The organism is Kineosporia sp. NBRC 101731 (assembly GCF_030269305.1).
In the GTDB taxonomy this organism is placed as follows: Bacteria; Actinomycetota; Actinomycetes; order Actinomycetales; family Kineosporiaceae; genus Kineosporia.
Map to the genome: position 1 here is coordinate 63095 of NZ_BSTC01000017.1, position 15502 is coordinate 78596.

The 15502-nt window shown below is 68.3% G+C and carries 14 protein-coding genes; 13 read left to right on the plus strand and 1 reads right to left on the minus strand.

Annotated features, from left to right (window positions below):
* The first annotated feature begins 3 nt into the window (after nt 1–3).
* A complete protein-coding gene (locus tag QSK05_RS31725) occupies nt 4–1002 on the plus strand; it encodes a lysylphosphatidylglycerol synthase transmembrane domain-containing protein (RefSeq protein WP_285601081.1) in 999 nt (332 codons plus the stop codon).
* Nucleotides 1003–1103: 101 nt separating this feature from the next.
* Here QSK05_RS31725 and ettA read toward each other — a convergent pair whose 3' ends face one another.
* A complete protein-coding gene (gene ettA, locus QSK05_RS31730) occupies nt 1104–2786 on the minus strand; it encodes an energy-dependent translational throttle protein EttA (protein ID WP_285601082.1) in 1683 nt (560 codons plus the stop codon).
* 154 nt (nt 2787–2940) lie between these two features.
* Here ettA and QSK05_RS31735 point away from each other — a divergent pair, with 154 nt between their 5' ends.
* From QSK05_RS31735 to QSK05_RS31790, 12 genes are all read left to right on the plus strand, one after another.
* Nucleotides 2941–3456: a DUF2505 family protein gene (locus QSK05_RS31735; protein WP_285601083.1), complete on the plus strand. Its 516-nt coding sequence runs from the start codon at nt 2941–2943 to the stop codon at nt 3454–3456.
* Between the two features lie 98 nt (nt 3457–3554).
* Nucleotides 3555–5186, plus strand: a complete 1632-nt coding sequence (locus tag QSK05_RS31740; protein WP_285601084.1) for a glycoside hydrolase family 13 protein — start codon at nt 3555–3557, stop codon at nt 5184–5186.
* Between the two features lie 42 nt (nt 5187–5228).
* Entirely contained in the window at nt 5229–5456 is a 228-nt protein-coding gene (locus QSK05_RS31745) for a hypothetical protein (RefSeq protein ID WP_285601085.1), read from the plus strand.
* Between the two features lie 273 nt (nt 5457–5729).
* Nucleotides 5730–6992, plus strand: coding sequence for a precorrin-6y C5,15-methyltransferase (decarboxylating) subunit CbiE (gene cbiE, locus QSK05_RS31750; RefSeq protein WP_285601086.1), 1263 nt, complete (start codon nt 5730–5732; stop codon nt 6990–6992).
* Entirely contained in the window at nt 6989–7732 is a 744-nt protein-coding gene (cobM, locus tag QSK05_RS31755) for a precorrin-4 C(11)-methyltransferase (RefSeq protein WP_285601087.1), read from the plus strand. The genes cbiE and cobM overlap by 4 nt, the downstream gene beginning before the upstream one ends.
* Complete coding sequence (gene cobF, locus QSK05_RS31760) at nt 7732–8493, plus strand: precorrin-6A synthase (deacetylating) (RefSeq protein ID WP_285601088.1); 762 nt, start codon at nt 7732–7734, stop codon at nt 8491–8493. Before cobM ends, cobF begins: the two co-directional genes overlap by 1 nt.
* 49 nt (nt 8494–8542) lie before the next feature.
* A complete protein-coding gene (locus tag QSK05_RS31765) occupies nt 8543–9439 on the plus strand; it encodes a precorrin-6A/cobalt-precorrin-6A reductase (protein WP_285601089.1) in 897 nt (298 codons plus the stop codon).
* Nucleotides 9440–9909: 470 nt separating this feature from the next.
* Complete coding sequence (locus QSK05_RS31770; protein WP_285601090.1) at nt 9910–11226, plus strand: ABC transporter substrate-binding protein; 1317 nt, start codon at nt 9910–9912, stop codon at nt 11224–11226.
* Nucleotides 11219–12169 (plus strand): carbohydrate ABC transporter permease, encoded by a 951-nt coding sequence (locus tag QSK05_RS31775; RefSeq protein WP_285601091.1) that lies wholly within the window; start codon nt 11219–11221, stop codon nt 12167–12169. The genes QSK05_RS31770 and QSK05_RS31775 overlap by 8 nt, the downstream gene beginning before the upstream one ends.
* 18 nt (nt 12170–12187) lie before the next feature.
* Entirely contained in the window at nt 12188–13090 is a 903-nt protein-coding gene (locus QSK05_RS31780) for a carbohydrate ABC transporter permease (RefSeq protein ID WP_285601092.1), read from the plus strand.
* On the plus strand, nt 13087–14472 hold the full coding sequence (locus QSK05_RS31785; RefSeq protein ID WP_285601093.1) for a GH1 family beta-glucosidase: 1386 nt from the start codon (nt 13087–13089) through the stop codon (nt 14470–14472). The genes QSK05_RS31780 and QSK05_RS31785 overlap by 4 nt, the downstream gene beginning before the upstream one ends.
* A 2-nt stretch (nt 14473–14474) precedes the next feature.
* Complete coding sequence (locus QSK05_RS31790; protein WP_502879845.1) at nt 14475–15500, plus strand: LacI family DNA-binding transcriptional regulator; 1026 nt, start codon at nt 14475–14477, stop codon at nt 15498–15500.
* Nucleotides 15501–15502: the final 2 nt, after the last annotated feature.

Genomic DNA, 15502 nt, shown 5'->3' on the forward strand with positions numbered 1-15502 from the left:
AGCGTGTCGTCCGTTCCCGAAACACCCGCCGCGCAGCCTCTACCTGCGCCGGGGCAGTCGCCGGCGCCTCGCTGGCGCACTCTGGCGGGGCGGGCCCTGCTCGTCGTGGCCTCGGTCCTGGCCGTGTACGTGCTCTCGCAGCAGGTCGATTTCGCCGATCTCTGGCAGCGCCTGCGCAGCGCCGACCCGCTCTGGCTGCTGCTGGCCGCCCTGGCCGCGGTGCTGCCGGTCGTCGGTAGCGCCCTCAGTTTTCTCGCCTTCGCGCCCGGGCGCGTCCCGTTCGGGCAGATGACGCTGGTCCAGCTGGCTACATCCTTCGTGAACCTGATCACCCCGGCGAGCGCCGGGGGCCTGGCCCTGAACGTGCGTTACCTGACCCGGCGGGACATCCCGCTGGCCGTCGCCGTGACGGTGGTGGGGCTGGTGCAGACCATGTCGATCGTGGTCACCGCGGTGCTGGTCGTGGTGCTGCTGGGGGCTTCGGGGCGGTCGTTCAGCGATGCCCCGCACGTTCCCTGGCTGACCGTGCTGATCGCGGCCGGCATCTTTCTGATCGCGGTGGGGCTGCTGCGTTTCTGGCCGTGGGGCCGGGCCCTGGCCGTGCGGTACGTGGTGAAGCCGTTCCGCGACGCCGGGCCCCAGCTGCGTGACATCGTCACGAACCGCAAGCGCCTGGCCCTGGCCACGCTCGGGCATCTGACCGTGACGCTGGGGTTCGTCGGGGTGCTGGGTGCCGCGCTCCATGCTTTCAACGAAGGTGTTCCCCTGGTGCTGCTGGCCATCGTGGTGATCGCGGGTTCGGCGATCGCGGGTTCAGTGCCAGTGCCAGGTGGGATCGGTGCGGCCGAGGCCGCTCTTGCCGGTGGGTTGAAAGTCGCCGGTGTGGAGGATTACGAAGTCGCCGTGTCGGCCGCCGTGCTGTTCCGCGTGTTCACCTTCTGGCTGAGAGTGCCGATCGGGTGGCTGGCCCTGGTGGCGCTGAGGCGTCAGGCAGCGGTGTAAAACCAACAAGATGGAGGTCCCCCAGCCCTAGCGGGCCGGGAGGTGCCCCCAGAGGTTGCGCACCCATGGGTGCGCAACCTCGTCCTCCATCTGTGTTCGGGTCAGTCGCGTGTGAGCTTGCGGTGCGTGACCCGGTGCGGGCGCGCCGCGTCTTCACCGAGACGCTCGATCTTGTTCTTCTCGTACGAATCGAAGTTGCCCTCGAACCAGTACCAGTTGGCCGGGTCTTCCTCGGTGCCCTCGTAGGCGAGGATGTGCGTGGTGACCCGGTCGAGGAACCACCGGTCGTGGGAGATGACCACGGCGCAGCCGGGGAACTCCAGCAGAGCGTTCTCCAGCGAACCCAGCGTTTCCACGTCGAGGTCGTTGGTGGGCTCGTCGAGCAGCAGCAGGTTTCCGCCCTGCTTCAGGGTCAGCGCCAGGTTGAGGCGGTTGCGCTCACCACCGGAGAGCACGCCCGTAGCCTTCTGCTGGTCGTGGCCCTTGAAGCCGAAGGCCGCCACGTAGGCCCGGGACGGCACCTCGACCTGCCCGACCTTGATGTAGTCGAGACCGTCGGAGACTGTCTCCCACAGGCTCTTCTTCGGGTCGAGCCCGCCGCGGTTCTGGTCGACGTACGACGTCAGCACCGTGTCACCGACCCGCACCGAGCCGGTGGTCGGCTCTTCCAGCCCGACGATGGTCTTGAACAGCGTGGTCTTACCCACACCGTTCGGGCCGATCACACCGACGATGCCGTTGCGGGGCAGGTTGAACGAGAGGTCCTTGATCAGGTCGCGATCGCCGAAGCTCTTGCCCAGCTTCTGCGTCTCGATCACCAGCGAGCCCAGACGCGGGCCCGGCGGGATCTGGATCTCCTCGAAGTCGAGCTTGCGGGTGCGCTCGGCCTCGGCCGCCATCTCCTCGTACCGGGCCAGACGCGCCTTGCTCTTCGTCTGCCGGCCCTTGGCGTTCTGCCGGACCCAGTCCAGCTCGTCGGCCAGGCGCTTGGCGAGCTTCACGTCTTTCTTGCCCTGCACCGCCAGACGCTGGGCCTTCTTCTCCAGGTAGGTGGAGTAGTTGCCCTCGTAGGGGTAGGCCCGGCCGCGGTCGAGCTCGAGGATCCACTCGGCGACGTTGTCGAGGAAGTACCGGTCGTGGGTCACGGCCAGGACGGCGCCCGGGTAGGCCGCGAGGAACTGCTCCAGCCACTGCACGCTCTCGGCGTCCAGGTGGTTGGTGGGCTCGTCGAGCAGCAGCAGGTCAGGCTTGCTCAGCAGCAACTTGCACAGGGCCACCCGACGGCGCTCACCACCGGACAGGACGGTCACGTCGGCGTCCGGCGGGGGGCAGCGCAGTGCGTCCATCGCCTGCTCGAGCTGGGCGTCGAGGTCCCAGGCGTCGGCGTGGTCGAGCGCCTCCTGGAGATCGCCCATCTCGGCCAGCAACGCGTCGTAGTCGGCGTCGGGCGAGGCCATCTCCTCGGAGATGGCGTTGAACCGGTCGAGCTTGGCCTTGATCTCGCCGACCCCTTCCTCGACGTTGCCGAGGACGGTCTTGCTCTCGTTGAGTTCCGGCTCCTGCATCAGGATGCCGACGGTGGCGTCAGGGTCCAGACGGGTGTCCCCGTTGGACGGTTGGTCGATTCCGGCCATGATCTTGAGCACGCTCGACTTACCCGCGCCGTTCGGCCCGACCACGCCGATCTTGGCGCCGGGCAGGAACGACAGCGTCACATCATCGAGGATGACCTTGTCGCCGTGCGCCTTACGCGCCTTACGCATGGTGTAGATGTACTCAGCCACGGCCGACAGGCTATCCCAGTGACAGCCGTCCGCCGCTCGCATCAACCGGTGACTGGCGGTTCCATGACCGTAACTGTGCAGGCCTTGGCCATGCCCTGTTGTCCCACACCTGGCGATCATGTCCTAGAGTCCGCGTCAAGGAGGACACTCAGCCATGTCAGCGCAGTTCGAACTGGGCTGGGTCTACGGCGTCTCACCAGTGGTGACGTTCCGGATGATGACCCGGCTCGAGCACCTCGCCGAGAAGGCGAGACAGCTCAACTACGAAGACTTCCACGTTCTCGAACTCAGGGAACGCGCGGGAGAGTTCCGTCAGGTCTCCGAACGCCAGGCGGCGGACATCGTGCCCGCCCGGCGCTTCTTCGGCGGCAAGTCGATGCTGACCGAGTCCCTGATCTGGCAGCAGCCGGAATGGAGCGGGGCACGCTCGGGCGAGTACTCCGTCCAGCTGGCCTCAGCGCCCCAGGTGACGATCGTGGGCCAGCTGGCCCTCGAGCCGGCGGGCACGGTGGGCACGCGGTTCTCCATCGCCGTCCAGCTGGAGACGCACGGCCGGCTGGGTCGCAAGGGCGGGCCCGAGGTGGCCGAGTCGCTGAGCCAGCGTCTGCAACAGGAACACGAGTTCCGGCTGCAGTGGCTCGACCGGCAGGTTCCCTACGGCAGCATCTGACTACTCCGATCGGGTAGATATCGGGGTGGACCCGGTAGATCTGCCGTCCGGTTCGATCTGCGGTGGTCCTGTCGGTGGGCGCCGGTAGCGTCCCTGACGTGACTAGCGCAGAGCCCACCGACTGGTACCGATCCGCCGTCACCTACCAGCTCTACATCAGGTCGTTCGCGGATTCCGACGGCGACGGCCTGGGAGACATCGGGGGTATCCGCTCCCGCCTGCCCTACCTGGCCGCGCTCGGCGCCGACGCGGTCTGGATCAATCCCTGGTACCCGTCCCCCCAGGCCGACGGCGGCTACGACGTCGCCGACTACCGCAACGTGTACGCCCCGTTCGGCGACCTCACTCAGGCCACGGCCCTCATCGACGAGGCGCACGCGGCCGGGCTGAAGGTCCTGCTCGACATCGTGCCCAACCACACCTCCGACGAGCACCCGTGGTTCGTCGCCGCGCTCGCCGACGAGCCCGGGGCACGCGAACGCTTCGTCTTCCGGCCGGGCCAGGGCGAGAAGGGTGAGCTGCCGCCCAACGACTGGCAGTCCGTGTTCGGCGGCAGTGCCTGGCAGCAGGTCGCCGACGGCAGCTGGTACCTGCACCTGTTCGATGTCCGCCAGCCCGACCTCAACTGGGAGAACCCCGAGGTCAGGGCCGAGTTCGAGAGCGTTCTGCGGTTCTGGTTCGACCTCGGCGCCGACGGCTTCCGCATCGATGTGGCGCACGGCCTGATCAAAGACCCGGCGCTGCCCGACCTGAACCTCGACCAGGCGCAGATGCTCGACCGGGTGAAGGCGACCGGGCACCCGTACTGGGACCGGCCCGGCGTGCTCGAGATCTGGGAGCAGTGGCGGCACGTGGGCGACTCCTACGACCCGCCCAAGGTGTTCGTCGCCGAGGCCTGGGTGGAGAGCTCGACCCGGCTGGCCGAGTACCTGCGGCCGCACCGTCTGCACACGGCGTTCGACTTCGAGCTGATGCGGGCCCGGTGGAACGCGCATGAGCTGCGCGAGACCGCCCGGCGGTCGCTGGAGGCCCACGACTCGGTCGGTGCGCCGGTGACCTGGACGATGTCGAACCACGACGTCACCCGGCACGTCACCCGGCTGGGGCGGCCCCAGCAGCGCACGCCCGGCGCCGATCCGCACGCCTGGCCGGAGGGTGAGAGCGACCTGGAGCTCGGCACCCGCCGGGCCCGGGCGGTGATTCTCTACGTGCTGGCCTTGCCCGGCGGCGTGTACCTCTATCAGGGCGAGGAACTCGGGCTGCCCGAGGTGGAAGATCTGCCCGACGAGCTGCTGCAGGACCCGACCTGGAAACGGTCCGGCCACACCCAGCGGGGGCGCGACGGGTGCCGGGTGCCACTGCCCTGGCGCCGTACCGGGCCGTCCCTGGGTTTCGGCGCCGTGGAGGGCTGGTTGCCCCAGCCGTCCGGCTTCGCCGGGCTCTCGGTCGAGGCCCAGCAGGCCGACCCGGGCTCGATGCTCTCGCTGTACCGCGAGGCCCTGCGCCTGCGCCACGAGCTGCCGCAGCTGGGGGCCGGCGGTGGGCCGCTGGTCTGGACGGGCGAGGAGAACCAGGTGCTCGGGCTGACCCGCGGCACCGGATTCATCTGCCTGCTGAACACGGGTGAGGTTGCGATCCCGCTGCCGCCCGGCAGGGTGGTCCTGTCGAGCTCACCGGTCGAGGGTGGGCTGCTGCCGCCCGACGCGGCGGCGTGGATCGTGACGGACTGAGCGTTCCCACCGGCTTCGCACCAACGAAAGGGGGAAATGAAAATGACCGTTCCGAACGACGGGATCACCCTGCCCCCGGACGACACCGTCCTGCCGCGGCCCGGGCTGGCCCCGGGCGACAGCACCCTGCCGCCCGCTGAGCCGGAACCGCCGCTGGAACCGCCCCGTCCGGGGCCGGTTCCAGGGCCGCCGAGCCCCACGCCCCCGATTCCGGGGCCGGGCACGGATCCGGCTCCGGCGCCTCCGGGCAGACCGGAACCGATGTTCTGACAGCTCGAACAGGTGGCTACGGGGCCACGCCGCGGCACGGAAGTGCCCGCAGCTGAGCGCCGTGAACCGTAGGACAGCACCGTAGGCACGGGGCCCCTGACGCCGTAGGCGTCGGGGGCCCTTTCGGCGTGCCCAGGTAGCCGGTTACGCGGGTAGCTGGTTGCCCGGGTGTCCGAAGGCGCGCCTCCCCCTCTTTCGTGATCACGGAGGTTGGGATGGAGGGACCTCGTCCCGGGTCGGGGCCATCGGGAGTGGTTCAAATAGGGTGACGGGGTGTCCACCGCTCCGCCGCCCGCCCCCGCACGTCTCGTCGTCGTCGGGATCGGGGCCGACGGGTGGCCCGGTCTTTCGCCCGCGGCCCAGGAAGTACTGCGACAGGCGGACGTGGTGTTCGGCGGGGATCGTCAGCTCGCGTTGCTGCCGGGTGAGGTCGCCGGGCGGCAGGTCGCGTGGCCCCCGGGGCTGGTCCGGGCGCTGCCGCTGTTGCTGGTGAAGACTCCCGGTGCACGCAAGGTGGTGCTGGCCAGCGGCGATCCGACGTTCTTCGGCATCGCGACGACCATTGCCCGGGTGGTGCCCGGCTTCGAGCTCGACGTACTGCCGCATCCTTCGAGCGTGTCCCTGGCCTGCGCGTGGATGGGCTGGGCACAGCAGGACACCGAGGTGATCAGCCTGGTCGGCCGGCCTGTCGCGACCCTGCAGCCCGCGGTCTCCCCCGGCCGGCGGCTGCTCGTGCTGGTGCCCGGCGAGGATTCACCGGCCCAGGTCGCGGCGCTGCTGCGGGAGCGTGGGTTCGGTCCCAGCGAGTTGACGGCGCTGAGCAATCTGGGAGCACAGGACGCGTCTCGGGTATCGGCTTCCGCCGACGAATGGCCCGCCGCGGGGTATCCGTCGCACGCCCCCGAAGGGTCGAAGGCGCTGACCGTTCTCGCGGTGGTGTGCCGACCCGGCCCTGCGGCGAAACGACTTTCGCGGGTGCCCGGGTTGCCCGACGATGCGTACGAGAACGACGGACAGCTGACGAAACGCCATGTGCGTGCGGTCACACTGTCGGCCCTCGCCCCCGAGCCCGGAGAGTTGCTGTGGGACGTCGGTGGTGGCGCGGGGAGCGTCGGTATCGAATGGTTGCGGTCCCATCCGTCGTGCCGGGCCGTCAGTATCGAGCGCGACGGGGAACGATCGGCCCGGATCGCCCGCAATGCCGAGCTTCTGGGCGTCCCTCATTTAGAGGTGCGCACCGGTGAGGCCCCCGCCGAGCTGAACGGACTACCCACTCCGGACGCGATTTTCGTGGGCGGCGGGCTGACCGCACCGGGCCTGGTGGACCTCTGCTGGGAGGCGCTGGCGCCGGGTGGGCGGATGGTGGTGAACGTGACCACGCTGGAGTCTGAAATGGTTCTGGCCCAGGCCCGCTCGAACTACGGCGGAACCCTGACGAAGATCGACATCACGAGAGCCACGGCGATCGGGCGGTTCACCGGCTGGCGCCCCGCCATGCCGGTCACCCAGTGGGTCTCCTGGAAGGTTGCGACATGACAGTTCATTTCATCGGAGCCGGGCCGGGAGCCGCCGATCTGCTGACCGTTCGCGGGCTGCGGATCCTGCAGAAGAGCCCGGTCTGCCTCTACGCCGGATCACTGGTACCGGTCGAGTTGCTGAACGAATGCCCTCCCGGGGCCCGGCTGATCGACACGGCGAACCTCGACCTCGACCAGATCGTCGCCGAACTGCATCAGGCCCACCGGCGGGGGGACGACGTGGCCCGGCTGCACTCCGGCGACCCGTCGGTGTTCAGTGCGGTGGCCGAGCAGATGCGACGCCTCGACGAGCTGGGAGTTCCGTACGAGATCGTGCCCGGCGTACCCGCTTTCGCCGCCGCAGCCGCTGCTTTGAAGCGCGAGTTCACGGTGCCCGGGGTGGGACAGTCGGTCATTCTCACCCGGATCTCCCGCCGCGCCACCGCGATGCCGGCGGGCCAGGACCTGGCGTCGCTGGCGGCCAGCCGATCCACCCTGGTGCTGCACCTGGCCGTCCAGGAGATCGACGACGTGGTGACCACCCTCGTGCCGTTCTACGGCCCCGAGGGTCCGGTCGCGGTGGTCGCCAAGGCCAGCCGTGACGACGAGGAGATCCTGCGCGGCACCCTGGCCACCATCGCCGCCCAGGTGCACGAGGCCGGGATCCGGCGCACGGCGGTCATTGTCGTCGGGCCGGTGCTGACCGCGAGCGAATTTCCCGACAGCCATCTCTACTCGACCGAAAGGTGCCGGCACTGATGCGGAAAGTACTGATCATCGGGGTGGGTGCCGGTGACCCGGACTACGTCACCGTGCAGGCGGTCAAGGCTCTGAACACCGTGGACGTCTTCTTCCTCATCGACAAGGGCAGCGCCAAGGACGATCTGGTGCAGCTGCGCCGGGACATCTGCGGGCAGCACATCACCGGGCACCCGTACCGGTTCGTGCAGGCCGCCGACCCGGAGCGGGACCGCGCGGCCGACGCCTACGGTGATGCGGTGAAGGACTGGCACCACCGCCGGGCCGAGATCTTCGAGCGGATGATCGCGGACGAGCTCACGGACGACGGGGTGGGCGCCATCCTGGTCTGGGGCGACCCCTCGCTGTACGACGGCACGATCCGCATCGTCGAGGAGCTGCTCGACCGCGGCAACGTGGCCTTCGAGTACGACGTGATCCCGGGGGTGAGCAGCCTGCACTCCCTCACGGCGCGGCACCGGATCCCACTCAACCGCATCGGTGAGCCCATCCACATCACGCCCGGCCGGCTGCTGGCCGACGGTATGCCCGCCGGCCAGGACAACGTGGTGGTGATGCTCGACGGCGACTGCGCCTTCCGGCACGTGAACGATCCGGACGTGGATATCTACTGGGGCGCCTACCTCGGGACGAAGGACGAGATCCTCTTCAGCGGGCCGGTGGTGGAGGTCGGGCCGCAGATCGAGAAGGCCCGGGCGCAGGCCCGTGAACGCAAGGGCTGGGTGATGGACACCTACCTGCTGCGCCGTCGCCGGGCGTGAGGGTCGCGACGAAAGATCGCGGGCATTCGTTGCGGGTGGAGCGCAATGAATGCACACGGGTGGAGCGGTCGGCACCATGACGGGGTCGGGTGCAACCCACCGGGTTCTCCTTCTGGGCGGGACCGGCGAGGCGCGGGAGCTGGCCGCCGTGCTCGTTGCCCGTGGAGTCCCGGTGATCTCGTCCTTGGCGGGCCGGGTCTCCTCACCACGACTACCGATGGGGGAGGTGCACGTCGGTGGGTTCGGCGGGGCCGCGGGCCTGGCCGAATACCTCCGGTCCGAAAGCATTTCCGCGGTCGTCGACGCCACTCATCCGTTTGCGGCGCGCATCACGGCCCATGCTGTCGTCGCAACCCGAGCGACCAACCCGGCCCCATGCCCCGCCCGACCTTCCCCCGGGGAGGCTTGGCCCGATCACAGCGGGGTCGGGGAGAAGGCCCACATCCCGGACGGGGAAGGTTTGCCTGATCACGGCGGGGTTCCGCTTCTCGTGCTGCGGCGGCCCCAATGGCGGGCCCAGGCCGGTGACCGGTGGGTTCGGGTCGCCGACATCTTCTCTGCTGCAGTACATCTTGCCCGCTACCCGGCCGGCGCCCGGGTGCTCCTGACCACCGGCCGCCAGGAGACAGCGGCCTTCGCCGAACTCCCCCAGCGGTTCTGGTTGCGGGCTGTCGAAGCGCCCGACGGGCCCCTTCCAGAACACTGCGACATCATCCTCGACCGGGGGCCCTTCACCCTCGACGCCGAGCGGGAGCTCATGCGGCACATGGACGTTCTCGTCACCAAGAACAGCGGGGGCCCGATGACGGCGGCCAAGCTGACCGCGGCGCGCGAGCAGGGCACCGAGGTGATCATGATCGAGCGCCCGCCCCTTCCCGATGGAGTTCCGGTCGTGCAGCAGGTGGCCGAGGCGGTCGACTGGCTCGAAGAGCGCCTGCGAGCGTAAGGACCTCCCGGTCAGGACCGGTCAGGACCGGTCAGGACCGGTCAGGACGGGTCAGGACGGACTGATCACCCCGGAGGGCCGGTGGCCCTTCATCAACGCAGGCCCGCCCCCGCACTGCATCCCCCGTAGCGCGAAGGGTGGTTGACCTCGAACAACGCCGATCCGTCCCGGGCCCGGCCGCGGAAAGGCCCCCCGCGCTGCGGAAGAACCCGCAGCCAGTGGATCCACCGGCGCCGACCCCCTCGCCGCTAGCGAAAAGTACTGAGACGCAGCACCAATCGGTCATAGCCAACCACCTCGACAACGTGCGACAAGACGCCGGGGACTGACAACGTCCCCCAATTATTACAAGTAAGTAACACCATGGGAGCGTTCCCACGGACCTCTTGACGCCACTCATGCCCGGGGCGCACCTTTGGGAGCGCTCCCATAACCACCTCGGGTCGAAGAGGCCCCGAAAGGAGAAAGCCATGAGCCCCTCCATGCGCGGCACCCGGCGGATGATCGCCATCGCCGCAGTCGCAGGAGTCGCGCTGACGATGGCCGCGTGCGGCTCGGACGACGAAGGTGGATCCGGCTCGAACGAGCAGATCACCCTGAAGGTCTCCACGTTCGGGCTGTTCGGGTACGACGAGCTCTACAAGCAGTACCAGGCAGATCACCCGAACATCAAGATCGTTGAGTCCAACGAGGGCGACCTGGGCAAGTACACGAACGCTCTGACCCAGCGGATCGCGGCAGGCAGTGGTGCCGGTGACGTGGTCGCGATCGAAGAGGGCGCGATCATCCAGTTCCTCCAGGCGCCCGACAAGTTCGTCAACTTCCAGGACTTCGGTTCGGAGGCGGACAAGGCGAACTGGCTGGACTGGAAGTACAAGCAGGGCACCACGGCCGACGGCAAGACCACGATCGGTCTCGGTACCGACGTGGGCGGTCTGGCCATGTGCTACCGCAGCGACCTCTTCAAGGAGGCCGGCCTGCCGACGGACCGCGAAGAGGTCTCGAAGCTGTGGCCCACCTGGGACGAGTACATCGCGACCGGCAAGAAGTTCCTGGCCGGCACCAAGGGTGACGCGAAGTTCGTCGACTCGGCCACGAACACCTACAACTCCATCCTCATGCAGGAAGCCGGAAAGGCCCCCGGCTACACGTACTTCGACCAGAGCAACAACTTCGCGATGGAGAGCAACCCGGCCATCAAGAAGGCCTGGGACACCACCAACCTGCTGCTGGACTCGAAGCTCTCGTCGAACCTGAAGTCGTTCACGAACGAGTGGAACGCCGGCTTCAAGAACGGCGCCTTCGCCACCATCGCCTGCCCCGCCTGGATGACGGGCTACATCAAGGGTCAGGCCGGCGATGCCGGTGAGGGCAAGTGGGACATCGCCACGGTGCCCGGCGGCAGCGGCAGCTGGGGCGGCTCGTTCCTGGGTGTGCCCACCCAGAGCAAGCACCAGAAGGAGGCCGTCGAGCTGGCCAAGTTCCTGAGCAGCCCGGCCGGTCAGCTGGAGTCGTTCAAGGCCGAGGGCAACCTGCCGTCGTCCCCGCAGGACCACGCCGACCCGGCTCTGAAGGACTTCAAGAACGAGTACTTCAGCAACGCCCCGGTGGCAGAGATCTTCGTCGAGGGTGCGGTCAACCTGAAGCCGGTCTACCTGGGTGCCAAGAACCAGGCCGTCCGGGACGCGATCGAGAACGACCTGCGCTCCGTCGAGCAGGGCCAGCGCACCTCGGAAGAGGGCTGGCAGAACGCGATCAAGAGCGCCAAGGCCGCGGCGGGTGTCTGACATCACCGCCCCGGTGACACCGGCTCGGGCGCGCTCCCCCTGGCGGAGCCGCCTGAGCCGGTGGGACCAGAAGGGGTCGCCCTACGCCTTCGTCTCGCCGTTCTTCATCCTCTTCGGGATCTTCGGGGCCTTCCCGCTGCTCTACACCTTCTGGGTGTCGCTGCACGCCTGGCCCCTCCTGGGTGAACACACGTTCACCGGCCTGGACAACTACCAGAAGCTCCTGCAGGACCCGCAGTTCTGGAACGCCGCCAAGAACACGCTCGGCCTGTTCGTGGTCTCCACCGTTCCGCAGTACGTGCTGGCGCTCTGGCTGGCCGTCACGCTGAACCGGAAGATCCGCGCCCGCACCCTGTTCCGGGTCGGCGTGGTGATCCCGAACATCACCTCGGTCGCGGCGGTCACCCTGATCTTCGGGATGATCTTCGCCAAGGGCTTCGGCCTGGCCAACTGGATCATCGGCTGGTTCGGCCTGGACGCCGTGGACTGGACCGCCCACACCTGGTCGTCGTGGCTGGCCATCTCGGTGATGGTCGACTGGCGCTGGACCGGCTACAACGCGCTGATCTTCCTGGCCGCGATGCAGGCCATCTCGGCCGAGCTCTACGAGGCCTCGGCCATCGACGGGGCCTCCCGCACCCGTCAGTTCTGGTCGATCACCATGCCGCTGCTGCGGCCGACCATCCTGTTCACCACGATCACCTCGATCATCGGTGGCGTGCAGCTGTTCGCCGAGCCGCTGCTGTTCGCACCGGGGGCCGGCGCGATCCAGGGCGGATCGCTGCGGCAGTTCCAGACGCTCACCATGTACCTGATCGAGAACGGGTTCACCCGCTTCGAGTTCGGGTACGCCGGGGCCGTCGCCTGGATGATCTTCGTCCTGGTGCTGATCATCTCGCTCATCAACATCCTGCTCGTCCGCCGGATCAGCGGCGCCGACTGAGGACAGGGAGAAACCACCATGACCGCAGTCATCGCTGATCCGGAGCCCGAAGCGCCCCGGAAACCACTCCGCACCAAGGTCGTCGAGAGCAACAACCAGCTGTTCCGGGCCAGCCCGCTGAACTACCTGGTCCTCGTCGTCACGTTCTTCCTCTCGGTCTTCCCGCTGTACTGGATGCTCGTGATGGCATCCCGCACCAACGACGAGATCGTGCAGATCCCGCCGGTCCTCACCCCCGGCGGGAACCTCGGGAAGAACTTCACCTCCCTGTTCGACAACCCCGACGTGATGTTCGCGCAGGCCCTGCTGAACTCGTTCATCGTGGCGGGCAGCATCACGGTCGTCGTGGTGATCTTCTCGTCGCTGGCCGGATTCGCCTTCGCCAAGCTGCGGTTCCGCGGCAGCGGGGTGCTGCTCGGGCTGGTCGTGCTGACCATGATGGTCCCGATCCAGCTGGGCACCGTGCCGCTGTACATGATGATGGACTGGCTGGGCATCCAGGGCACTCTGCTCACCGTCATCCTGCCCTACCTGGCCAGTGGTTTCGGTGTCTTCCTGATGCGGCAGTACGCCTCCCAGGCGGTGCCGGACGAACTGATCGAGGCGGCCCGGGTGGACGGTGCCTCGACGATCCGGATCTTCTGGTCGGTGGTCCTCCCGGCCCTGCGCCCAGCCGCGGCGATCTTGGGCCTGTTCACCTTCATGACGTACTGGAATGATTTCCTCTGGCCGTACGTCGCCCTCAGCCCGGAGAACCCGACCGTGCAGGTCGCGCTGTCCCGGCTGTCGAGCGGTTACTACACCGACCAGTCCCTGGTCATGGCGGGCACCCTGATGGCCACGCTCCCGCTGCTCGTCGTCGTCGTGCTCTTCGGGCGGCAGCTGATCAGCGGAATCATGGATGGAGCAGTCAAGTCATGAGTTTCAACGAGGATTTCGTCTTCGGCGGGGCCACCGCGGCCTACCAGATCGAGGGCGCGGCCGCCGCCGACGGCCGTGGTCTGTCGATCTGGGACGTCTTCTCCCACACCCCGGGCCGCACGGTGAACGGCGACTCCGGCGACGTCGCGATCGACCACTACCACCGTTACAAGGACGACGTGGCGATCATGGCCTCGCTCGGCCTGGAGGCCTACCGGTTCTCCGTCTCCTGGCCGCGGATCCAGCCCGACGGCCGCGGCCGGGGTCTGGAGGCCGGCCTGGACTTCTACTCCCGGCTGACCGACGAACTGCTCACCGCCGGTATCGACCCGTGGATCACGCTCTACCACTGGGACCTGCCGCAGGCTCTGCAGGAGGCCGGGGGCTGGCCGAACCGCGACACCGCTTACCGTTTCGCCGACTACTCAGCCATCGTGCACGAGCATCTCGGCGACCGGGTGAAGCACTGGATCACGCTGAACGAGCCGTTCTGCTCCAGTCTGATCGGACACGCCTCGGGCCGGCACGCACCCGGTCTGGAAGACCCGTCGGCGGCACTGCAGTCGGTGCACCACCTGCTGCTGGGCCACGGCCTGGCAGTGGACGCACTGCGGGCGCAGAACGTCGAGAACATCGGCATCACACTCAACCTGTACGCGGTGGAACCGGCCTCGGACGAGCCCGTGGACACCGATGCCGCCCGTCGCGTGGACGGCTTCCACAACCGGCTGTTCCTCGACCCGGTGCTGAAAGGCCGCTACCCGCAGGACATCCTGCACGATGTGGCGGAGTTCGGCGGCATGGGCGACGTGCAGGACGGCGACCTGAAGATCATCAGCCGGCCGCTCGACCTGCTGGGTGTCAACTACTACACCCGGTACGTCATCACCGGCCGTGACGACCACCCCGACCTGGTCGGTGAGCGCACCGGCCAGCTCCACTCGCCCTACCCGGGCGCGGCCAACGCCCGCGAGGTGCGGCACGGCATGCCGCTGACCGACCTGGGCTGGGAGATCGATCCGGATGGCCTGGTCGACGTGCTCACCCGGCTGAAGCGGGAGTACCCCGCCGTACCGATCGTGATCACCGAGAACGGTGCGGCGTTCGCCGACCCGATCGGTGAGGACGGTGTGGTGCACGACGCCGACCGCATCGACTTCGTCTGGGGTCACCTCGCCGCCTGTGAGCGGGCGATCGCCGCGGGAGTGCCGCTGACGGGGTACTTCCTCTGGTCGATCTTCGACAACTACGAGTGGGCCGAGGGCTATGCCAAGCGCTTCGGTGCGGTGCACGTGGACTACGAGACCCAGGTCCGCACGCTGAAGGACAGCGCGCACTGGTATTCGTCGGTGATACGGACCCGTTCACTGGAACAGCAGTAATAATTCTCCAGATGAACAGGCGAAGCCCGAACCGGCCCCCGACGCTGGAAGAAGTGGCGGAGCGGGCCGGGGTCGGGCGGGGCACGGCCTCCCGGGTGATCAACGGCTCGGTGCAGGTGAGCGATGCCGCCCGGAATGCCGTGCTGCAGGCTGTGGAAGAGCTCGGCTACGTGCCCAACCGGGCGGCCCGCTCCCTGGTCACCCAGCACACCGACGTGGTGGCGCTGGTGGTCTCGGAGTCGGAAGACCGGCTGTTCGGCGAACCGTTCTTCGCGCAGGTGGTGCGAGGGGTCACCAACGCGATGGCGCGCACGCCACGGCAGCTGCTGCTGACCATGACCCACCGGGAGGCCGACCGGGGCCGGCTCAACGACTACCTGAGCCGGCAGCACGTCGACGGCGTGCTGCTGCTCTCGCTGCACGACGACGACCCGCTGCCGGGTCAGCTCACGGCCCGCGGGGTGCCCGCGGTGCTCGGGGGCCGGCCGCACTCCGAGGTCACGCTGCCCTTCGTGGACATGGACAACGAGGGCGGCGCGGCTCTCGCGGTGGATCACCTGATCAGCAGGGGACGACGCCGGGTCGCCTCGATCACAGGTCCGGTGGACATGAGCGCCGGCCGCCAGCGGCTGGAGGGGTACCACCAGGCGCTGGTGGGCCACGACTTCCAGCCGCTGGTCGAGTCCGGGGATTTCAGCGAGAACAGTGGACGACGATCAGCCCGGGCCCTGCTGGAACGAGCTCCCGACCTGGACGCGATCTTCTGCGCCTCCGACCAGATGGCGATCGGCGCGATGGCGGAACTGGCCGCCACCGGGCGCCGGGTGCCGGACGACGTCGCCGTGATCGGCTTCGACGACTCCCCCATCAGCCGCCACACCGTGCCGAGCCTGACCACGGTGCACCAGCCGGTCGAGGACATGGGCATCCGGATGGTGGAGATGCTCGGGCAATTGATCGAGAAGCCGGCCGAAGCGGTACCCGACGTGATCCTCCCGACCCACCTCGTCGTCCGTCATTCGGCTTAGCC